This is a genomic window from Stenotrophomonas nitritireducens (genome assembly GCF_001431425.1).
In the GTDB taxonomy this organism is placed as follows: Bacteria; Pseudomonadota; Gammaproteobacteria; order Xanthomonadales; family Xanthomonadaceae; genus Stenotrophomonas; species Stenotrophomonas nitritireducens.
The window spans coordinates 142,849-161,880 of sequence record NZ_LDJG01000017.1 but is presented as its reverse complement, the minus strand read 5'-3'; the positions used below and the strand labels follow the sequence as shown (position 1 = coordinate 161,880).

General features: G+C 64.5%; 23 protein-coding genes and 2 pseudogenes. 22 read left to right on the top strand and 3 right to left on the bottom strand.

Going from position 1 to position 19,032, the window contains the following annotated elements:
* Positions 1–91: 91 nt before the first annotated feature.
* The gene (locus ABB22_RS12155; RefSeq protein ID WP_003098972.1) at positions 92–727 is read right to left on the bottom strand and encodes a cation efflux transmembrane domain-containing protein; all 636 of its coding nucleotides are present in this window, start codon (positions 725–727) and stop codon (positions 92–94) included.
* A gap of 411 nt (positions 728–1,138) precedes the next feature.
* On the opposite strand from ABB22_RS12155, the gene ABB22_RS18615 reads away from it, so the two are divergent.
* Complete coding sequence (locus ABB22_RS18615) at positions 1,139–1,348, top strand: sterol desaturase family protein (RefSeq protein WP_014747696.1); 210 nt, start codon at positions 1,139–1,141, stop codon at positions 1,346–1,348.
* Between the two features lie 12 nt (positions 1,349–1,360).
* Entirely contained in the window at positions 1,361–1,735 is a 375-nt protein-coding gene (locus ABB22_RS19040) for a DUF3703 domain-containing protein (protein ID WP_011516992.1), read from the top strand.
* A gap of 67 nt (positions 1,736–1,802) precedes the next feature.
* Here ABB22_RS19040 and cadR read toward each other — a convergent pair whose 3' ends face one another.
* Positions 1,803–2,201, bottom strand: coding sequence for a Cd(II)/Pb(II)-responsive transcriptional regulator (gene cadR / locus ABB22_RS12145; RefSeq protein ID WP_003098965.1), 399 nt, complete (start codon positions 2,199–2,201; stop codon positions 1,803–1,805).
* A gap of 91 nt (positions 2,202–2,292) precedes the next feature.
* Between cadR and ABB22_RS12140 the strand changes: the two genes are divergently transcribed.
* The 9 genes from ABB22_RS12140 (at position 2,293) to ABB22_RS12100 (ending at position 10,500) form a co-directional block, all read left to right on the top strand.
* Entirely contained in the window at positions 2,293–5,205 is a 2,913-nt protein-coding gene (locus ABB22_RS12140) for a heavy metal translocating P-type ATPase (protein ID WP_003098961.1), read from the top strand.
* 3 nt (positions 5,206–5,208) lie between these two features.
* Positions 5,209–5,709: a signal peptidase II gene (lspA, locus tag ABB22_RS12135; RefSeq protein WP_003098955.1), complete on the top strand. Its 501-nt coding sequence runs from the start codon at positions 5,209–5,211 to the stop codon at positions 5,707–5,709.
* 336 nt (positions 5,710–6,045) lie between these two features.
* Positions 6,046–6,357, top strand: a complete 312-nt coding sequence (locus tag ABB22_RS19035) for a hypothetical protein (RefSeq protein WP_003108988.1) — start codon at positions 6,046–6,048, stop codon at positions 6,355–6,357.
* Positions 6,358–6,694: 337 nt separating this feature from the next.
* Entirely contained in the window at positions 6,695–6,907 is a 213-nt protein-coding gene (locus ABB22_RS12125; protein ID WP_003116833.1) for a hypothetical protein, read from the top strand.
* 21 nt (positions 6,908–6,928) lie between these two features.
* Positions 6,929–7,321: a hypothetical protein gene (locus tag ABB22_RS12120; protein ID WP_003116832.1), complete on the top strand. Its 393-nt coding sequence runs from the start codon at positions 6,929–6,931 to the stop codon at positions 7,319–7,321.
* Positions 7,322–7,503: 182 nt separating this feature from the next.
* Entirely contained in the window at positions 7,504–8,190 is a 687-nt protein-coding gene (locus ABB22_RS12115) for a hypothetical protein (protein WP_003116830.1), read from the top strand.
* 83 nt (positions 8,191–8,273) lie between these two features.
* Complete coding sequence (locus ABB22_RS12110; RefSeq protein ID WP_003116829.1) at positions 8,274–9,011, top strand: DUF5983 family protein; 738 nt, start codon at positions 8,274–8,276, stop codon at positions 9,009–9,011.
* A gap of 97 nt (positions 9,012–9,108) precedes the next feature.
* Positions 9,109–9,387 (top strand): hypothetical protein, encoded by a 279-nt coding sequence (locus ABB22_RS12105; protein ID WP_003116828.1) that lies wholly within the window; start codon positions 9,109–9,111, stop codon positions 9,385–9,387.
* A 288-nt stretch (positions 9,388–9,675) separates the two neighbouring features.
* Positions 9,676–10,500 (top strand): hypothetical protein, encoded by an 825-nt coding sequence (locus ABB22_RS12100; RefSeq protein WP_003098941.1) that lies wholly within the window; start codon positions 9,676–9,678, stop codon positions 10,498–10,500.
* 261 nt (positions 10,501–10,761) lie between these two features.
* Here the strand turns inward: ABB22_RS12100 and merR are convergent, their stop codons facing one another.
* Entirely contained in the window at positions 10,762–11,169 is a 408-nt protein-coding gene (gene merR / locus ABB22_RS12095) for a mercury resistance transcriptional regulator MerR (protein ID WP_003098939.1), read from the bottom strand.
* A gap of 71 nt (positions 11,170–11,240) precedes the next feature.
* On the opposite strand from merR, the gene merT reads away from it, so the two are divergent.
* The 11 genes and pseudogenes from merT (at position 11,241) to ABB22_RS12045 (ending at position 18,937) form a co-directional block, all read left to right on the top strand.
* The gene (merT, locus tag ABB22_RS12090; protein ID WP_003116827.1) at positions 11,241–11,591 is read left to right on the top strand and encodes a mercuric ion transporter MerT; all 351 of its coding nucleotides are present in this window, start codon (positions 11,241–11,243) and stop codon (positions 11,589–11,591) included.
* 12 nt (positions 11,592–11,603) lie between these two features.
* Positions 11,604–11,891, top strand: a complete 288-nt coding sequence (gene merP, locus ABB22_RS12085; RefSeq protein WP_003116826.1) for a mercury resistance system periplasmic binding protein MerP — start codon at positions 11,604–11,606, stop codon at positions 11,889–11,891.
* Between the two features lie 10 nt (positions 11,892–11,901).
* Positions 11,902–13,590, top strand: a complete 1,689-nt coding sequence (gene merA / locus ABB22_RS12080; RefSeq protein ID WP_003098932.1) for a mercury(II) reductase — start codon at positions 11,902–11,904, stop codon at positions 13,588–13,590.
* A gap of 18 nt (positions 13,591–13,608) precedes the next feature.
* Positions 13,609–14,124, top strand: a complete 516-nt coding sequence (locus ABB22_RS19030) for a Tn3 family transposase (RefSeq protein ID WP_003098931.1) — start codon at positions 13,609–13,611, stop codon at positions 14,122–14,124.
* Positions 14,088–14,606 (top strand): annotated as a pseudogene (locus ABB22_RS19025) (Tn3 family transposase); the annotation flags it as partial. The gene ABB22_RS19030 and the pseudogene ABB22_RS19025, both read left to right, overlap by 37 nt.
* Positions 14,607–14,651: 45 nt before the next feature.
* The gene (locus ABB22_RS12070; protein WP_031629745.1) at positions 14,652–14,936 is read left to right on the top strand and encodes a DUF3085 domain-containing protein; all 285 of its coding nucleotides are present in this window, start codon (positions 14,652–14,654) and stop codon (positions 14,934–14,936) included.
* Between the two features lie 141 nt (positions 14,937–15,077).
* Positions 15,078–15,528, top strand: a pseudogene (locus tag ABB22_RS19020) (XF1762 family protein).
* 310 nt (positions 15,529–15,838) lie between these two features.
* Positions 15,839–16,744 (top strand): DUF3577 domain-containing protein, encoded by a 906-nt coding sequence (locus ABB22_RS12060; protein ID WP_003116825.1) that lies wholly within the window; start codon positions 15,839–15,841, stop codon positions 16,742–16,744.
* 145 nt (positions 16,745–16,889) lie between these two features.
* Positions 16,890–17,717, top strand: coding sequence for a DUF932 domain-containing protein (locus tag ABB22_RS12055; protein WP_003116824.1), 828 nt, complete (start codon positions 16,890–16,892; stop codon positions 17,715–17,717).
* A 94-nt stretch (positions 17,718–17,811) separates the two neighbouring features.
* Entirely contained in the window at positions 17,812–18,501 is a 690-nt protein-coding gene (locus tag ABB22_RS12050; protein ID WP_003116823.1) for a DUF3275 family protein, read from the top strand.
* Between the two features lie 94 nt (positions 18,502–18,595).
* On the top strand, positions 18,596–18,937 hold the full coding sequence (locus tag ABB22_RS12045; RefSeq protein ID WP_003116822.1) for a hypothetical protein: 342 nt from the start codon (positions 18,596–18,598) through the stop codon (positions 18,935–18,937).
* Positions 18,938–19,032 lie beyond the last annotated feature (95 nt).

Here is a 19,032-nt window from a genome sequence, read left to right as displayed (position 1 = left end):
TACGCTCGGCTGCAGCCGAGGCCGTAGCCCAAAGGCTGGACTACCTCTTTTGCAGAGGTAAACCTCGGGATGAACTGGGCGAAAACATGCCTTATGTGCCCGCCTTACGGCGAGCTGTTTCCGATGCTTCGCGCAGGATTTCCCGCCCCCCATTCGCTGCGATTGCGGCCACGATGACGCCCAGCACCAGATCCGGGATGTTCGACCCGAACCCCATCACCAGCACCCCGGACAGCACAATCGCACCATTGACGATGGAGTCGTTGCTGGTAAAGATCGCTGACGCCTTGAAGTTCACATCTTCCCCGCGATGGCGGCGCAGTAGTCTGAGGCACACTAGGTTCAAAGCCGCGTTCAGCGCGGCCATGGCCATCATGGCTGGGCCGACAGGCTCTTCCCCTCCAGCGAAGCGGCGTAGGACTTCCAACAGCAGCAGCGCGGCCAGGCCGATTAGCAAGAAACCCGACAAGCGGGCCGCGCCCACCTTGACCGTTGCCGCACGACCGACGGCATACAGGCTAACCGCATAGACCGACGCATCGGCGAGGTTGTCCAACCCGGCGCCCATCAGCGCCGTAGAGCCAGCCCAGATGCCAAGGGCAATGCCGGCGGCGGACTGCGTCAGGTTGATCAGCAACACAGTCAGAAGAATCTTTCGGTCCTTCGCATCGCTCGCATCTAGGCGGCCCAACTCGTCGTTTTCGTGATTTCTGTGGTTTTCAGCCATGCATTGTTCCTTCCAAATCGATGGATGCTGAAGCCTGTAGCGGCTGGAGAGTCAAGGCGCAGATGCAACGAACTTGCCACAGGGTCTTCCCGGACGCCCTTGACTCTACCGTAGCTAGAAGGTTTTCCAATCCAGTCAGAGCTTTAGGACAGAACAGATGAGCACCAATGCGCCCCCTTCATTGCGACTGTCATCCGGTATGGCTGCTATCCACTGATCCGTGGCGCCACTGCGGTTGTGCTCTTCGGCGAGCTCGCGACCGGCCGGCCGTCTTTTCCGACGGAGCTACTCACAGTGATCGTCGCGCTCGCTTGTGCCGCCTTGCTAGAGGGCGGGCGGCCTTTCCACTCCCCGTTGAGCCAGTAGCGGCGTTCCAAGCTGTGGTTGGCCGTCGGCGCATGGCTCGGCTTCTTGGTCGTGCATCTGGCCTTCCAGCACTCCAATCTGGGATACCGGGTCGGGCCGTTGGGATTGTTGATCGGGGTGGCTGAAGCCCATCGCTGGCATCACAAGCGTGAGCACGAAGACGCCCAAGTCAACTACGGCGATTTCTGGATGCCCGGGGGCCACTTGTTCAGCGCTTTCCGGTCGCAAAAGCACACGCTGGGCGCCAAAGAGTGACACTCAAGAAAGATGGACTTTCCAATGGACTACGGCCCGCAGCTTGTCTATCCCTTCCGGAGCCGGCCAGCAGCGGCAAACGCTTGCGCTGCTGGCTATACGATCTTGCCCACGTCGCATTCTTGCGCGAGTCGGGCCTTGCGGCTTCTTGCGAAGCGATCGCGAGTTGCGTGGCGTGCCCATGAGTCGGGCCGCGTCGTGGCGCACTGCTACCTTGGCCTGCACCTGCACCTGCGCAGCCACGCCGCGATGCTCGGTCTGGCCTGGAGAACCCGTAAGGTGGCGGAGATTGCGGCGCGCAGGTCGTCCGGCTCGCGCTGGCTCCTGTGGGCCACGCCCTCGGTCGCACGCCGTCTCAAAACGTCAGAATCGCGCGCTTTCGCATGATGGAGCGCGGCACGTGGCTCTCAGAACTGGACCCGATCACTTCCAGCACCGATGACACGCTCGAGCTTCAGGCGGGCTCGGCCAAGCTGTTGAGAATGCCGCACTCGCGCGAGGTTCGGGCGCTATCGCAGGAGCGTCGCAGATCCATTAACTCGCGCTCCAAGGCGCGCAATTCCTTCATCTTGGTCCGCACTTGCGCGATATGAGCGTCGACCAGCGCGTTCACCTCGCCGCAGCCCAACTCTGGCCGATCCCGTAAGTTCAGCAGTTGACGGATCTCATCCAGCGTCATGTCCTTCGCCCGGCAGCGGCGGATGAACAGCAAGCGCTGCAAATGGACTTCGTCATAGAGCCTGAAGTTGCCCTCGCTACGTGCAGGCTCGGGCAGCAAGCCTTCTGACTCGTAAAAGCGCACGGTCTGCACCAAGCAATCTGCCTTCTTGCCCAGTTCACCGATCCGCATCATGGTTGCTTCCTATAAAAAACTTGACTCTATATCTACTAGAGGTTTTCTAATGATGGCATCCGGGGAAAACCTTGTCAATGAAGAGCGATCTATGAACAAAGAACCTTCCAGCCCATGCGCCTGCTCCGGCGGCAATGGCCAACAGACGGCGTGCGCCAGTGAGCAGGCCAGCACTGAAACCACCGTTTTCCACGTGAGCAACATGGATTGCCGCAATGAGGAAGCACTGGTGCGGCGAACGCTGGAGGGCATGCCCGGTGTCGAGCGGCTCCTGTTCGATCTTCCGCAGCGTTTGTTGACCATTTCGCACCGCGAAGTCTCGGCCGATGCCTTGGAGCAAGCGCTGAATTCGGTGGGCATGAAGGCTCAGGCTGTCCGAGACGCCGCCGTGTCGACCACCTACCGCATCGAGAACATGGACTGCCCGAGCGAGGAGAAACTCATCCGCTCGCACCTCGGGGCAGTCGAGGGAATTCAGGACCTCGACTTCGACCTCGCTGAGCGCACCCTGTCGGTGAAACACCTCGCTCAGGCACGCGCGCAGATGGAGCAGGTCCTGGCCTCGATCGGCATGCGCGCCAAGGAGCAGACCTTCGGCCACACGGGGCCGATCGAAGCCGCGGCTGTGATCCCATCCTCGGCCCTGCAGCAGCAACCAACCGCTGCCGTTTCCGCGCCGCCGATCGGCGAGCGGGTGACGTACCGGATCGAGAACATGGATTGCCCGACGGAAGAAGCGCTGATCCGCGACCGGCTGGGCAAGCTGCCGGGTGTGACCGCGCTCGACTTCAATCTGATGCAGCGTGTGCTGGGAGTCCAGCACACGCTGGCGACCTCAGCGCCGATCGAGAAGGCGCTTGCTTCCATTGGAATGCAGGCTGCGCGGCAGGACATGCAGACAGCCACCACGGTACTTCGCATCGCGAAGATGGACTGTCCGACCGAGGAAAGTCTGATCCGCGGCAAGCTGCAAGGCATGCCGGGCGTGCAGGGAATGGATTTCAACCTGATGCAGCGCACGCTCACGGTTCGGCACACACCCGACGCGATCAAGCCGGCAGTCGAAGCCATCGAATCGCTGGGCATGGAAGCCGAGGTCCAGAGGACTGATGAGCCGCGCGATGCCCCGGTGGCCGCGCACAAGACCAATTGGTGGCCGATGGCGGTTTCGGGCGTTGCGGCGGTGGCCGCCGAAGGCGTGTACTGGGTCAACGACGGCAATCATTGGGCCGTGATCGTGCTGGCACTGGTTTCGATCTTCACCGGCGGCCTCAGCACCTACAAGAAGGGCTGGATCGCGCTGAAGAACCTCAACCTGAACATGAACGCCCTGATGGCCATCGCGGTCACCGGCGGCATGGCGATCGGCCACTGGCCGGAGGCCGCCATGGTCATGTTCCTGTTCGCGTTGGCGGAAGTGATCGAGGCGAAGTCGCTGGACCGCGCCCGCAACGCCATTCGGGGGCTGATGGACTTGGCGCCCGAGACCGCGACCGTGCGGCAGGCCGATGGCTCATGGACAGAGCTGCCGGCCAAGGAGGTCGCAAAGGGCGCGGTGGTCCGCGTGCGTCCTGGCGAGCGCATCGCACTGGACGGCCTGATCACCTCGGGTCGATCGGCCATCAACCAGGCGCCCATCACCGGCGAGAGCCTGCCCGTCGAGAAGGCCGAAGGTGACCAGGTCTTCGCCGGAACCATCAATGAGACCGGCTCTTTCGAATACAAGGTGACCGCAGGCGCCAGCGACTCGACGCTCGCGCGCATCATCCATGCCGTGGAGTCCGCGCAGGGCAGCCGTGCGCCCACGCAGCGCTTCGTCGACCAGTTCGCCCGCGTCTACACGCCGGCGGTGTTCGCGGTGTCCGTGCTGGTTGCCGTCGTGCCGCCGCTCGCCTTCGGCGGCGCATGGTTTGACTGGGTCTACAAGGCCCTGGTACTGCTGGTGATCGCCTGCCCCTGCGCTCTGGTCATCTCCACGCCGGTCACCATCGTCAGCGGCTTGGCCGCTGCCGCCCGACGCGGCATCCTGATCAAGGGTGGCGTCTACCTGGAGGGCGGGCGCAAGCTCAAGGCGTTGGCCCTGGACAAGACCGGCACACTCACACATGGCAAGCCCGAGCAGACCGACTTCGTGCCGCTGATCGGCGAGGCGCAGGAAGTTGCCGCCTGGGCCGCAAGCCTCGCGGCACGCTCGGACCATCCTGTGTCTCAGGCCATCGCCCGCAAGGCGAACCGTGACGGCATCGCGCTGCACGAGGTCGACGACTTCGCGGCGCTGCCTGGCCGCGGCGTGCGCGGCCGCGTCGCCGGGCGCATGTTGCACATGGGCAACCACAGGCTCGCCCAGGAGCTGGGCCTGAGCGAAGCGACGCTCCAGGCTCGGCTGGAGACCCTGGAGCGCCAAGGCAAGACAGCGATCCTGCTGATGGACGATGCGACCGTGCTCGGCATTTTTGCAGTGGCCGACACCGTGAAGGAAACCAGCCGTGAGGCGGTGGCCGACCTGCAGGCGCTGGGTGTGCGCACGCTGATGCTGACGGGGGACAACCAGCACACGGCCGCGGCCATCGCTGCCCAGGTCGGAATCTCTGAAGCCCGTGGTGACCAACTGCCCGAAGACAAGCTCAAGACCATCGAAAGCCTGGTCGGCGGCGAGGGCCAGGTGGGCATGGTGGGCGACGGCATCAACGATTCGCCCGCGCTCGCCCGTGCCGACATCGGCTTCGCCATGGGCGCGGCCGGCACCGACACCGCGATCGAAACAGCCGACGTCGCCCTGATGGACGACGACCTGCGCAAGATCCCCGCCTTCATCCGGCTGTCGCGTAGCACTGCGGCGATCCTCACGCAGAACATCGTTCTGGCCCTTGGCATCAAGGCGGTGTTCCTTGCGTTGACGTTCACAGGGCATGCCACCATGTGGATGGCTGTGTTCGCTGACATGGGGGCAAGTCTTTTGGTTGTCGTCAATGGGCTGCGCCTCCTGAAGTTCAAGGCGGCATGAACAATGGATGAACCATCTCTTCGCAAGACGCAGTGGTACTCACTCGCGATCGTTATATTCGCCGGCGATCAGGCAGCTAAGAGCTACATTGACGCGACAACTCCCTTGGGTTGGTCGCACGAGGTGGCGTCATTCTTCAACCTAGTTCACGCTCTCAATCCCGGCGCGGCGTTCAGCTTCCTTGCTGGCGCGGGCGGCTGGCAGCGGTGGTTTTTTCTGGCGATCGCGTTCGCAATATCGGCATGGCTCGCATGGCTGCTCTCCCGGCCGCTGCGCAAAACGGAAGGCCTTTCGTACAGCCTCATTCTGGGCGGCGCATTGGGCAACGCGTTCGACCGCGCCACGCGCGGGCACGTTATCGACTACATCGACTTTCACCTGCACGGCTGGCACTGGCCCGCCTTCAACATCGCTGACATGGCCATCGTGGGCGGGGCGATCGCGCTGGTGGCCCAGTCGTTCATGAGCGTGGAGAACCCGGCCGCCACAAAGGAGTCCCAGTGACATTGGGACGATCCGGAAATTCGCAATGCACACGGTGCAGGACACCAATCTGAAGAGAACGGCCCCCAGCATGAGCGGCCGCGGCTTGGCCCTCATGCTAGCGCCCACCGCCGCTTTTGCTGCAACGCCCTGTTGCGATGGCGGCGATTGCTGCAACGACGTCGCAATGCCTTGCTGTGAATAAACAGCACGCAAGCCAGTTGACCTGGCAATTATGAAAGTCCATCACGGCGATGCTGGCCTTTTTCGTTCCAATGAGCCGTCACGGAGAGGTGATGATGAAGCTATGCCGGGATCCTGCAAGCTTTAGGACGGTCTTCTTTACCGCATAGCGATATGCTGATGTCACCCGTTCGCCTCGCCTGGCAAGTACAAGTAGTTCGTCGCGGTTTTCTGGCCGTGTCCGCCCGCTTCGCTGGCCCTTTTGCCCCAAACAAGCGCAATCATGCCTGCGTTACCACCAAAGTTCGCCCCCGCCAGTTGCTGTTCCTAAAGGGCATCAAGCTCAACGCCATCGCCGACCGGCCAGCGTATTTCGCATCGCTGCGTGCCCGTCGGGGCCAGCCCATCGTCATCCTCGCAGAGCTGGGACCGGACGAGGCATTCGCCCTGTGGAAGCAGCATGTACTGGGCGACAGGCCTCGCTGACCCAGTTTCGCCTCATCCTCCTGACAGCCCCGCACTTATTGCGGGGCTTTCTTTTTTCCGCGTTCGCCAATCGGGGCTGTTGCAAATGCCGATTTCCGGCTGACGCGGCTCGCCTCGCGCATGAAGCTGCCCGCATGTGTCGCTGATTCGTCAGCACCATGCCAGCAGCCAGAGTTTCCAGGCTGCCGCGGATTCTTTCCGCGCTACCCGCCAGTCCGCCATCGCATCGAGTCTGCGGACGCGCGTCACCCGTGACGCCGATGCTTTTTTCTCAACCGCGTGCGGGAGCTGCCATCCCGTGAGGGACGAGGCCCCGCTTTTTCCAAGGAGCCCGTCCATGTCCCAGCAAGCCTCTTTCGGCCAGTTGGCCTTGATCCATTGCGGCAAGTTCCTGCCGCTCGAAATCCTGCATAGCGCCGCCGGCCACTACATCGGCACGCGCGATACAGAAGGTCCCGTTTCGCGGGAATCCTGCCAGTACTTCCGCAGCTATGCCGCGGCTCAACGTGCCCTCGAAAGAGGCGGCTGGTCCCAGCTCGCCACACCCTGATCCAACTGGAGGAACCACGTCATGAACCAGCTTTTGCCCCAGGAAGTCGTCGATCAGATCATGCGGGAAGAGCAGCATTTCGCCGCCGCGCCCCAAGCCTTCTTCGAGGTCTGGAAGCGCGGCGTCGAGATCGCAGGCCCGCAATGGTTTGGCGACGGCACGCGCGAAGGCCTGAACCAGGCAAAGAGCAAGTGGGATCTGCGTCCCGACATGCTGCGTGCCAACGACGCACTCGGCGTCCTGAGCAGCGGGGAACGCATGTTCCTGTCCGCCATGTTCAGCTTCTACAACGCGCGCGAGGGCGGTGCCATGCTCAAGCGCTGCCACTTCCAAGGACTGTCGGACTTCGATGGTCTCGATCTGCAACGTCGCCAGGTGATCGCCGACCTGCTGCTGAACTACAGCGGTTGGTGAGCCGGTCCCTGGCACACCTTCATCACTGCGTTCACGGGACCCCATGAGGGACATGCGCCTCGTTCGAGGCCATGTCCCTCGCGTTTTCTCCCCGCCCAGCGCCATCCGGCATCAGGCGGTTTCCCCTGCGGATGCCATCGTCCGCAAGGGCTGGCTCCGTTCATTCATCGAAAGGAGCCTTCATGGCCAACAACTACTACGAAGCCACCGGCGTTCTCGTGCTCGACCGTGTGACGCCCGTCATCCAGGCGCTGTTCGGCGCCTTCGCGCTGGACGAGAGCCACCCCGGCAACGGGCAGGCCTACATCGCCCAGATCGCCGAGACCACCAATCCGCAATGGCCGGACGTGCTCGATGGCCTGGAAGACCTGGCCACGCAACTCGGTATTCCGATGCCGGACGACGAAGGGCTGTCGATCCCGCCGCTGCTCGAACTGCTCGCCGTGCACTTCCGTGCCGATGAGGACGAAGAGCTGGGGAACTTGATCGACCGTCATTCGTTCGAGGACACCGCCGATCTCGACGCATTGTTTCTGATCGCCACCCGGTTCGATGACGGGCACCACCTGACCGCCATCCAGTTCGAGGGCTGCTGGTACTGCAGCAAGCCGCGGCTGTTCGAGTTCGGCGGCAACGGCTGCTACCTGAGCCGCGAGGTCCGCTTCATCAGCTCCTCCTCCCAGGCCCTCCAGCTCGGCGACCAATTGCGCAAGACCATTGTGGCCGCCGACATCGAAGAGGCTTCGGCCCTGATCGCGCTGGAGACCATCAATCTGCTGGCGGGCGTCAGCGACGAGCCATTCCGCATGAATTTGCGCCGGCGCGTCGCCGAGCGATTGGCCCAAACGCCAACGATCAGCGTCACCTGACGCTGTTTCCTTTCTTTCCACCCACCGGGGTCAATTCCCGGTGGCGGGGATTTGCTCCATCATTATTCTGTTGGAGAAATCCCATGTCCCAGAATCCCAATCCCTTTCTACGCGGCTACTGGAATCTGAAAATCGTCCGCACGCTGTCCATCAGCTACGAGGACGGAAGCCCGCATGTTTGGCGAAACATCCACCCGAGCCAGCAGCACCTCTGCGACGCGGCGCTGGTTTCTTCTCCTTGCATCATCACCAGCGACTTCGCGGTGGTCAGGACTGGCACCGAACCTGTCGGCGCCGCACTGATCGCCGAATGCGACGCGGCTGAAGGGGGCAGCGGCGAAGGCATGGTGGGTGCCGTGGTGTACGCGATCCACGGCGACGACTTCGACGGCCGCCCCGTCCACATTGGCGACACCTATTCGGCCGAGGCCGCACGGGAAGTCGTGCAGCGGTTGAGCTTCGAGACCGGCTACTACAGCCGGTGCTGGGAAATCAGCAGCGCGCACATCAGCCGCGAAACCGGCCAGTACCTGGCCAACCTGGCTGACCTCGCGACGCCGGAGGCCTTTTTGTTCATCGCGTTCCGGATTCCCTACAGCCCGGCGATCGGCGTCAAGCTGATCTCCACGCCCTGGACGGACCAGCACCTGCAGGACGTCGAGGGGATCGCCGCCGAGCAGCTTCGGCAGGAGCACCGCAGCAAGGGCATGCCGGACGAGCTGGCACAGATCCTTGAACTGGCCGGCCAGGCCGACGTGCGCATCCTCATCCTCGATGCCGACGCACCCGTGTTGCCGGGCCTATCGCTGGCCGGCGAATAGCTGCCACACACATCCCCGGCCTTCCTTGTCCTCACCGCATGCCGGCCCGGTCTCCCGCCAGAGAGCCGGGCCGGCGCACTTTCACAGGAGCGATCCCATGTTCCCCGACCTCATCACACCCGCATCCGACTTCGAGCACCAACTCGGAGCCTGCGTCAACGCCATGAGCCAGGAAGATGCCATCGGCCAGATCCTGGTATTCGAGCGCATGAGCGGCACGCTGCACATGCGCCATATCGCCAGCGCCGACCTGGTGGACACCGACGTGGACGACTACGAAATGGTCGTCTTCGACGGTGGCAACACAAGCGGCGACACGTGGAAACACGTGTTCTTTCCGCGTCAGCGCGAGCACTACTTCGTGTACCAAGCCTGATTCCTCCAGCCCCTTTCGAGGGGCTTTTTCTTGCCCGCAGCACAGGAAAACGGTTGTGGTGCGGTGCCGTTTCCTGCGGGCAGGCAGACCGCCCCAGGGCCATGCTTGCCCCATGTTCGTCGGCGTTGCCGGCACATGCCCAGGCAGTCGAGACCTTCGAGGCTGCAAGCGCGGGAAACCGTGCTGGTCGTTTCTTCCTACGGACCTACCGCGTCCATCCACGCCACCCACAAGGGACCTCTCCCTTGCGGGCGGGGAATCCCTTGTTTTTCCTCAAGGAGTTTCCCCATGGATCGTTCCCTCATCAAATCCATGATGCCTTCGCTGGTCGCAGGCCATGTGCCCCGCAACGTGCGGTCGTTCAAGTACCGCGTGTTCGATGATCAGCCGCTGTCCTCAACGCTGGGCTTCGCCATCGACCCCCAACCCTTCGACGGCAAGGTGGTCGCCGCGACCGACGATGCCATCGTCGTCAAGCTCAAGCCTTCCGAGTTCGCGGTGCTCGATCCCAGCCTGGTGACCACGGTTCCTGCCGAAGGCGCCAAGGTGCATGTCCAACCCTATGCCCGTCGTCGCTTCGACGGACTGCGCGCGGACACGCCGGAGGTCATCACCGAGGAGACTTCGGACGGCACGCCGTACACCATCACGAGGCACATCCTCGGCTCGGCGCCGGCCAAGCTGCCCATTCCCACGCCGCAGTGCATGGAGTTGGGCCAGCTCATCGAGCAGTTGGAGGAGATGCCGGCCCCCGATCGCTTCCGGCGCATCACCCACATGCTGGTGGATGCCGGTGCCCGCGACTTCACCTGGGTCGATCCCACGCCCTCCAAGATCATCGAGACCCCGCCGGCGATCAGCTTCACGGTCTCGACCGCGAAGTTCGAGGGCCGGGTGACGATCCTCTACGACCGCGGCGGAGACACCTACGTGGTGGAACTGCACCGTCAGAACGGTGAATCGGTCGAACTGGTCGATCGGCACGACGAGGTGTATTTCGACATGCTCGGCGAAGTGCTGGAGAGGCTCATCGACGACGGGCGCTGGCGCCAGATCGACGTGAGCATCCTCGACGCGAAAGCGGCCCGCAAGCGCCAGGCCGTCCCGGCATGACGCCCCGCAGCGAAACCGGGCGGTCCTGCGGCTGACCCGAGGCATCCGCCACGGCGTTCCAGCCGTTCCGGCCGCGTGCACTACAGGCCCTTCATCCCATCGGATGGAGGCCTTTCTCATTCTTCCACACAGGAGATTTCATCCATGTCACTGCGATTCAAAGGCGCTGACCTGCGCCCCGTGCTGACCGAAGCCATCGCCAATCAGGGGTCGTCTCAGAAAACGGAAAAAAATCGTACGCTAAGAGCCGAAGTGGGCCCTTTAGCAGCAATGCAAAGCTGCGATCAACGGGCAGGAAACATTGCCATGGTGCGCGTTGCACTCTCTCACTAGCGTCGACAGGGCCTCTTCCATCCGCGTGAGGTCCGCCATGCGTGCGCGCACATCGGCCAGCCGGTGAGCAGCCAGTTCGGCCGCCTCGCTGCAATGGGTGCCGTCCTCCAGTTTCAGGAGCTGGCCGACTTCATCCAGGCTGAATCCCAGGCGCTGGGCTGACTTCACGAACTTCACCCGCGCCACGTCCGCCTGCCCGTAGCGGCGGATGCGACCGTAGGGCCGCTCCGGCTGGGGTAGCAAGCCCTTGAGCTGATAGAAGCGGATCGTCTCCACGTTGACCCGGGCTGCCTTGGCGAAGGCCCCGATGGTCAGATTCTCTTGAGCGTTCTCCATGGCGCTTGACTCCGTAGTTGACTACGGAAGTAACGTTACAGCATCAAGCGAAGTCCCGGAAGGAGAACCTTATGTCGGAACCCAAGAACGGCTGCGGCGCACTGGCGACCGGCGGCGTCGCGGCCGTCCTCGCCTCGGCCTGCTGCCTCGGCCCCCTTGTCCTGGTCGCGCTCGGCTTCTCTGGCGCGTGGATCGGCAACCTGACCGTGCTGGAGCCGTATCGGCCGATCTTCATCGGCGCAGCGCTCATCGCGCTGTTCTTCGCCTGGCGCAGCATCTTCCGACCAGCCCATGCCTGCAAGCCCGGCGACGTTTGCGCCGTGCCCCAAGTGCGGACTGCCTACAAGGTGATCTTCTGGATCGTGGCCGCCCTGGTTCTGGTTGCCCTCGCGTTTCCCTACGTCCTGCCGCTGTTCTACTGAAAGGAGATCACCATGAAGAAACTCACCACCCTCACCACCCTCATCGCCCTGGCCGCCGCTCTAAGCGCGCCCGCCTGGGCTGCCACCAAGACCGTCACCCTGTCGGTGCCCGGCATGACCTGCGCCGCGTGCCCGATCACGGTCAAGACGGCTCTGTCCAAGGTCGCCGGCGTCGAGAAGGCCGAAGTCAGCTTCGAGAAGCGGGAGGCCGTCGTCACCTTCGACGAGGCCAAGACCAATGCCGACGCCTTGACCAAGGCCACCGCAAACGCGGGTTACCCGTCCAGCGTCAAGCAGTGAGGGCGTAATCATGGCCGAGGCGATCACCCTCCACATCGAAGGCATGACCTGCACGTCGTGCGCCGAGCACGTCCAGCAGGCTTTGACGAACGTGCCCGGCGTGCGCGCGGCCTCGGTGTCCTATCCGCAGCGGCAGGCCGAAATCGAGGCGGATGCAGGCGTGAGCGTGGCCCCGCTGGTTGCCGCAGTGGCCACGCTCGGCTATCGCGCACGGCTTACCGACACGCCGAACAAGCCTGCCGGCCTGCTAGACAAGGCGCTGGGCTGGCTCGGTGGCGAAACGAAGCATGTTGGCGGTGAACAAGCGCTGCACGTGGCTGTGATAGGCAGCGGCGGCGCGGCGATGGCGGCTGCCTTGAAGGCCGTGGAGCAAGGCGCCCGCGTCACGCTGATCGAGCGCGGCACCATCGGCGGCACCTGCGTCAATGTCGGCTGCGTGCCGTCCAAGATCATGATCCGCGCCGCGCACATCGTCCACCTGCGCCGCGAAAGCCCGTTCGATGCTGGCCTGCCGGCCGCAGCGCCCGCTGTACTGCGCGAGCGGCTGCTGGCCCAGCAACAAGGCCGCGTCGAGGAGCTGCGCCATGCCAAGTACGAAGGCATCCTGGCAAGCACTCCGGCCATCACCGTGCTGCGCGGCGAGGCCCGGTTCAGGGACACGCGCACGCTGACCGTGGCGACCGCTGACGGCGGCACGCACGAGGTGAACTTCGACCGCTGCCTGATTGCCACCGGCGCGAGCCCGGCGCTTCCGCCAATCCCGGGCCTTGCGGACACACCCCACTGGACCTCCACCGAGGCGCTGGAAAGCAGCTCGCTCCCCGAGCGGCTGGCCGTGATTGGTTCCTCCGTGGTGGCGGTCGAGTTGGCGCAAGCCTTCGCCCGGCTGGGCAGCCAGGTCACGATCCTGGCGCGCAGCACGCTGTTCTTCCGAGAAGACCCGGCCATCGGGGAAGCCGTAACAGACGCCTTCCGCGCCGAGGGCATCGAGGTGCTGGACCACACCCAGGCGAGCCACGTTGCCTATGCGGGCGGGGAATTCGTGCTCACCACCGGGCAGGGGGAAGTGCGCGCCGACAAGCTGCTGGTCGCCACCGGTCGCGCGCCGAACACGCGCAGCCTGAACCTTGAAGCGGCAGGCGTCGAAGTCAATGCGCAGGGAGCCATCGTCATCGACCGCGCCATGCGCACGAGCGCACCGCACATCTTTGCTGCCGGCGACTGCACCGACCAGCCGCAGTTCGTCTATGTGGCGGCGGCGGCCGGCACGCGCGCCGCGATCAACATGACCGGCGGCGACGCGGCGCTGGACCTGACGGCGATGCCGGCGGTGGTGTTCACCGATCCGCAGGTGGCGACCGTGGGCTACAGCGAGGCGGAAGCGCACCACGACGGCATCGAGACCGACAGCCGGCTGCTGACGCTCGACAACGTGCCGAGGGCGCTCGCCAACTTCGACACGCGCGGCTTCATCAAGCTGGTGGCGGAAGCTGGCTCAGGGCGGCTGATCGGCGTACAGGCGGTCGCGCCGGAAGCGGGCGAACTGATCCAGACGGCCGCGCTGGCGATCCGCCACCGGATGACCGTGCAGGAGCTGGCCGACCAGTTGTTCCCCTACCTGACCATGGTCGAGGGACTGAAGCTCGCGGCGCAGACCTTCAACAAGGACGTGAAGCAACTGTCCTGTTGCGCCGGATGAGGAAAAGGGAGGTGTTCGATGAACGCCTACAGCCGCGCCAACCGCCGCATCTACGCGGCCTTGTCCGATCCCCTGTCGGCCACCCACCGGCACCGCCTCGACGATCTGCTCAAGCGCCACGACAACGGCAAGACGACCTGGCTGGCCTGGCTGCGCCAGTCGCCCGTCAAGCCGAACTCGCGCCACATACTCGAACACATCGAGCGCCTCAAAGCCTGGCAGGCGCTCGACCTGCCTTCCGGCATCGAGCGGTCGGTGCACCAGAACCGCCTGCTCAAGATCGCCCGCGAAGGCGGCCAGATGACGCCCGCCGATCTGGCCAAGTTCGAGGCACAGCGCCGCTACGCGACCCTGGTGCGCTCGCCATCGAGGGCATGGCCACCGTCACCGACGAAATCATCGACCTGCACGACCGCATCCTGGGCAAGCTGTTCAACGCTGCCAAGCACAAGCATCAGCAGCAGTTCCAGGCGTCCGGCAAGGCGATCAACGCCAAGGTGCGGCTGGCCACCTCGATCAAGCAGGGCACGGTGACGGCCTCGCTGATGCTCAGGAAACTCGGCAGCTACCCGCGCCAGAACGGCCTGGCCGTGGCGCTGCGCGAGCTGGGCCGCATCGAGCGAACGCTGTTCATCCTGGACTGGCTGCAAAGCGTCGAGCTGCGCCGCCGCGTGCATGCCGGACTGAACAAGGGCGAAGCCCGCAACGCGCTAGCCCGCGCCGTGTTCTTCAACCGGCTGGGCGAAATCCGCGACCGCAGTTTCGAGCAGCAGCGCTACCGGGCCAGCGGCCTCAACCTGGTGACGGCGGCCATAGTGTTGTGGAACACGGTCTATCTGGAACGGGCCTCAAACGCCTTACGCGGTCACGGCCAGACTGTCGATGACGCCCTGTTGCAGTACCTGTCGCCGCTGGGCTGGGAGCACATCAACCTGACCGGCGATTACCTCTGGCGCAGCAGCGCCAAGATCGGCGCGGGCAAGTTCAGGCCGCTACGACCGCTGCAACCGGCTTAGCGTACGATTTTTTCCGTTTTCTGAGACGTCCCCAATCAGTGCCGCATTGTCCTGGTCAAGGATCAGGGCGTGTACTTCCTCGCCGAGCGTGGGGAGCGTCGCCCGGATGGGCGCCAGGCACTGCTCGCCTACGCCGTCGGATGCAACCCGGACACCGACCCGTTCGATGACTGGTGGCACCTCGCCGGCCGCGAGCTGGGCGGCGATGACTTCGCGGAGTATTTCGACCCGAAGGACGGCCTGTTCACGCGCCTCCAGCACTCGGCGGACGATCTCGTGCTTTCCGCCACCGCCACGCACCTGTCCTTAGCAGTGGTGCCTCCCGCCTGACGCGGCAACCGCCTCGCAGCCCCCGCATCGGGGGCCTTCTTTTGTTCGCACCGCCGCCATCGCCGCGCGTGCGCGTTTGTCTCCAGCCGCCGAGGCACGCCCCGCCGGCCACAACGCCGGCATGCCACCGGAGACAACCGCATGAACACGCCATCGACCTCGCCGAGGCTGCACCTCCTACCGGTGTCGCTGCGCACGGCCAATGCATTCGTTCTGTCGCACCATCGCCACCACCGCCCGGTCCAGGGCGCGAAGTTCGCCCTGGCCGTCACGCTGAGCGACAGCGACCTGATCCACGGCGTGGCCATTGTCGGCCGCCCGGTCGCGCGGCACCTGGACGCTGGAAGTCACGCGGCTGTGCACCGACGGCACACCCAGCGCCTGCAGCAAGCTCTACGGCGCGGCCTGGCAGGCGGCAAGGGCGCTGGGCTACATACGCCTGCTCACCTACACCATGCCCGACGAAGGTGGCGCCAGCCTGCGCGCCGCCGGCTGGCGGCTGATCGGCGCGCGCGGTGGCGGCGCCTGGAGCCGTCCCGGCCGTCCGCGCGCCGATACCCCCGAGCACCTGCGCGGCGCCAAGTGCCTGTGACAGGCGCCGGGTGGCGCGGACAAAGGGAAGCGCCCGGGTGCCGATTGATTGCTGCCGCGCGCGCGAGGCCCCGCCATGCTGGCCCCATGCCTGCTGACGTCGTCAGCGACATGCCAGGCAACCATCGGTCTTCGAGGTTGCGGCGCAGTTCCCACTGCGTGACCGAGCCAGCTCGCACCGCATCCTTCCGCGAGCGGCCACCAGCCTCTGGTGGCGGATGCTTTCGCCTTATCAACCCACCGCGGGGTCACGCACCTTCCCCGCATGCGTGGGCCGGTGTGTCTCCGCTTCATCCCAATGGAGATTCACCATGAACACCACGTCCAACGAGAAATCGTATTTCGACCTCCACACCTCGGGCATCGGCTACATCCAGCGTGTCCGTGAAGTGCCCGTCCGGGGCGGCCGCCGTGCGCAGCCTTTCCTGGCATGCACCATCGCCGCGCTGGTCGGCCCCGCCCGGGACCCCAGCTACCGCTACTTCGACGTCAAGGTCTCGGGTGCCGAGGCCAAGAAGCTCGTTCAGCGCTACATCGGCGTTGACGATCCCAAGCAGCGCCCGCTGGTGCGCTTTCGCCTCGGTGACCTGTGGGGCGATGTGTACATCCGCGACAAGGGTGAGCAGAAGGGTCAGGCCGCCGCGTCCCTCAAGGCGCGACTGCTCAAGGCCGAACTGATCGACCGGGCCGAACTGGCTTCGATCGAGCAGCACGAGTTGATCACCCGCGGCATCGGCTATCTCAATCGTGTGAAGGACGTCACCCCAAAAGCTGGCGACTCGTTCCTCTCTTGCACCGTCGCGGCACTGGCCGGGCCTGTCGATGAACCGGAGTATCGGTACTTCGACACCATCGTCGCCACCCCGGAAGCCGAGCACCTGGTTCGCCGGTGCGTTCAGGCCGTCGAGGGTGACCGCAAGGTGCTGATCGCCTTCCGTCTGAACGACATGAAGATCGATCCGTACATCCGCACCAAGGGTGAGCACGCCGGGGAACCGGCCGCCAGCCTGGAATCGACGCTGGTCCACATCGGTCTCATCAAGATCGACGGCACCCAGGTCTATCCGACGAGCCAGGCGCAAGCCGAGGCGCCGCCGGCCGAAGACGCATCCGCGTCCGAAGCCGACGATGCCATCGACACGGCCACCGAGCCCGCCGAGCGCGAGCCCGAGGCGCAAGTCCAGGAGCAGGAGCCGGCATTGGCTGCTTCGTTCTGATCCGGCACGGCCTCTCACGGGGCCTTGTCGCTTTTCCTCCCCACGTACGCCGCGTCCCCAGGACGCGTGCTTGCGCATTTCATCCCCCGAGTTCCGCGTGGTCTCACGGCCACGCGGTTGTCGAATTTCTCAAAGGAGATCAGCCATGTCTCTGGTATCCCGCTTTGCTCCGCAATCCCCGATCCTGCGCTCTGATCGCCCACTCTCGGACGACCGCATTCGTGCCGTCGTTCCGTCGATCTTCGCCGACGCTCCACATGGGAGCCGGTCCGATCGGTATGCCTACATACCGACCTCGACCGTGCTGACCAAGCTGCGCCAGGAGGGCTTCGAGCCCTTCATGGTGTGTCAGACGCGCGTGCGCAACGAAGACCGGCGCGAGTACACGAAGCACCTCATCCGACTTCGCCATGCAAGCCAGATCAACGGCGACGAGGCGAACGAGATCATCCTGCTCAACAGCCATGACGGCACGAGCAGCTATCAGATGCTCGCCGGCATGTTCCGGTTCGTCTGCCACAACGGCCTGGTTTGCGGTGACACCACCGCAGACATCCGCGTTCCCCACAAGGGCGACGTGGCCAGCCAGGTGATCGAAGGTGCCTACGGAGTCCTCGAAGGTTTCGAGCGCGTGCATAACGCGCGCGATGCGATGCGCACCATCACCCTCGATGAGGGCGAAGCGGAGGTCTTTGCGAACTCTGCGCTCGCACTCAAGTACGACGATCCGGCCAAGTCCACGCCTGTCACCGAGAGCCAACTGCTGGCCCCTCGGCGATGGGACGACCGCAAGAACGACCTGTGGGCCGTCTTCAACCGCGTCCAGGAGAACCTAGTCAAAGGGGGCCTGAACGGACGCACGGCCAACGGCCGCAATCAGCGCACCCGTCCGGTGCAAGGCATCGACCAGAACCTGCGCCTGAACCGGGCGTTGTGGCTGCTGGCCGAAGGCATGCGCCAGCTCAAGGCGTGATGCCACGCGGACCTCGCCCACCTCGGGCGAGGCCATTTCCTCTCATCCACCGGGTGCCGTCGGCGGCCCGTCATTCATCATCAGGAGAACCATCATGGCAACCCCATCGGCTTCCGAGAAATCTGTTGCGCCCATCGTCGTCCCCGGCCAGCTCACGCTGCGTACCATCCGCGGCAAGAACGGCCCGTTCACGGTTGGCCGCCTCGCGACGCACCTCGGTACTTTCGAGGTCAAAGACCCGGAGCTGGAGCAGTACCCCGAAGGCAAGTACGACGGGGAATTCATCATCAGGTACATCTTCCCGAAGTCCTATCCGGTCGGCGGCGGCATGCGGTTCGAGATCCGTGCCAGCCTCGACGGCATGACGCTCAACGGCATCGACAAACTCAGCCGCGACGAAGCCCGCAGCTTCGCCACCCAGGACGTCGATCCGCTCGATGAAGAGCAAGGGGCGCAGCCTGCGGCAACGCCGGCCAAGCCCACCAAAGCGTCCAGGCCCGCCAAGCCCGCACCCGTGCAGGCGTCCGCGGACCCGCTGGTCGATACCACGCCCTTCGGCGTGGATGCGCCACCGCCTGCTACGGCCGCTGCCCCCGGCAGCACCGAAGACGGTGACGCCGCGCTCTTCGGCCTGCTGTGGCCGCTGGGCGAGTCCGTGAAACTGGATTCGACCATCGACCGCCGCACCCTGCGCGCGCAGATCGCCCGCCTGGGCGAGCTGGGCTACGCGCTGGACTTCAAGACGCAGGAGTGGAGCCGCCAGGCCGAACCAAAACCTGCGTGATCGCAGACGCCGCATGCGCGGTGTTCTTCATCCACCCGCCGGGGTTCCTTTCCCATGCGGGGGAGGCCCTGGCCATTTTCTGGAGGTCTCCATCATGTCCACCATCGCTTGCGATACCCCGCGTTCAACGCTGGATGAACCCGCGTGGCGGGACCTTTGCAAAGCGGCCGCCGCACACGCCCAGCGCGGTTGCGGCTTGTCCTACGACCACTACGTGACGCTCTTCAGTTCGGCGATCGACGCACAGGCCAATCGTTTGCCGGATGAGCAACGTGCTCAGGCTCTCGAAATCGCGGCCCAGGAATGGGACTACGCAACACCTGCCGAACGGCAGGAAACCCAGGACTGGAATGCGGAGCATGGCTATTGCTCGCACGGGATCGAGTTCGGCTACTGCCCGGCCGGTTGTGATCGAGACGATGACGACTGGGATTGAGGGCGACGCATAGGTTCCTTCGCCGCAGATGCGGCATTCCATCACCCGCTGGGGGTTCTTCCCCACGGGGAGGCCTTCAGCTCAACTTTTCGAGG

Excerpts from the sequence above, each read along its gene's own strand:
- ABB22_RS12155 (WP_003098972.1), bottom strand. The coding sequence starts at position 727 with ATGGCTGAAAACCACAGAAATCACGAAAACGACGAGTTGGGCCGCCTA.
- ABB22_RS19040 (WP_011516992.1), top strand. The coding sequence starts at position 1,361 with ATGGACTTTCCAATGGACTACGGCCCGCAGCTTGTCTATCCCTTCCGG.
- cadR (WP_003098965.1), bottom strand. The coding sequence starts at position 2,201 with ATGATGCGGATCGGTGAACTGGGCAAGAAGGCAGATTGCTTGGTGCAG.
- ABB22_RS12140 (WP_003098961.1), top strand. The coding sequence starts at position 2,293 with ATGAACAAAGAACCTTCCAGCCCATGCGCCTGCTCCGGCGGCAATGGC.
- lspA (WP_003098955.1), top strand. The coding sequence starts at position 5,209 with ATGGATGAACCATCTCTTCGCAAGACGCAGTGGTACTCACTCGCGATC.
- ABB22_RS19035 (WP_003108988.1), top strand. The coding sequence starts at position 6,046 with ATGCTGATGTCACCCGTTCGCCTCGCCTGGCAAGTACAAGTAGTTCGT.
- ABB22_RS12125 (WP_003116833.1), top strand. The coding sequence starts at position 6,695 with ATGTCCCAGCAAGCCTCTTTCGGCCAGTTGGCCTTGATCCATTGCGGC.
- ABB22_RS12120 (WP_003116832.1), top strand. The coding sequence starts at position 6,929 with ATGAACCAGCTTTTGCCCCAGGAAGTCGTCGATCAGATCATGCGGGAA.
- ABB22_RS12115 (WP_003116830.1), top strand. The coding sequence starts at position 7,504 with ATGGCCAACAACTACTACGAAGCCACCGGCGTTCTCGTGCTCGACCGT.
- ABB22_RS12110 (WP_003116829.1), top strand. The coding sequence starts at position 8,274 with ATGTCCCAGAATCCCAATCCCTTTCTACGCGGCTACTGGAATCTGAAA.
- ABB22_RS12105 (WP_003116828.1), top strand. The coding sequence starts at position 9,109 with ATGTTCCCCGACCTCATCACACCCGCATCCGACTTCGAGCACCAACTC.
- ABB22_RS12100 (WP_003098941.1), top strand. The coding sequence starts at position 9,676 with ATGGATCGTTCCCTCATCAAATCCATGATGCCTTCGCTGGTCGCAGGC.
- merR (WP_003098939.1), bottom strand. The coding sequence starts at position 11,169 with ATGGAGAACGCTCAAGAGAATCTGACCATCGGGGCCTTCGCCAAGGCA.
- merT (WP_003116827.1), top strand. The coding sequence starts at position 11,241 with ATGTCGGAACCCAAGAACGGCTGCGGCGCACTGGCGACCGGCGGCGTC.
- merP (WP_003116826.1), top strand. The coding sequence starts at position 11,604 with ATGAAGAAACTCACCACCCTCACCACCCTCATCGCCCTGGCCGCCGCT.
- merA (WP_003098932.1), top strand. The coding sequence starts at position 11,902 with ATGGCCGAGGCGATCACCCTCCACATCGAAGGCATGACCTGCACGTCG.
- ABB22_RS19030 (WP_003098931.1), top strand. The coding sequence starts at position 13,609 with ATGAACGCCTACAGCCGCGCCAACCGCCGCATCTACGCGGCCTTGTCC.
- ABB22_RS12060 (WP_003116825.1), top strand. The coding sequence starts at position 15,839 with ATGAACACCACGTCCAACGAGAAATCGTATTTCGACCTCCACACCTCG.
- ABB22_RS12055 (WP_003116824.1), top strand. The coding sequence starts at position 16,890 with ATGTCTCTGGTATCCCGCTTTGCTCCGCAATCCCCGATCCTGCGCTCT.
- ABB22_RS12050 (WP_003116823.1), top strand. The coding sequence starts at position 17,812 with ATGGCAACCCCATCGGCTTCCGAGAAATCTGTTGCGCCCATCGTCGTC.
- ABB22_RS12045 (WP_003116822.1), top strand. The coding sequence starts at position 18,596 with ATGTCCACCATCGCTTGCGATACCCCGCGTTCAACGCTGGATGAACCC.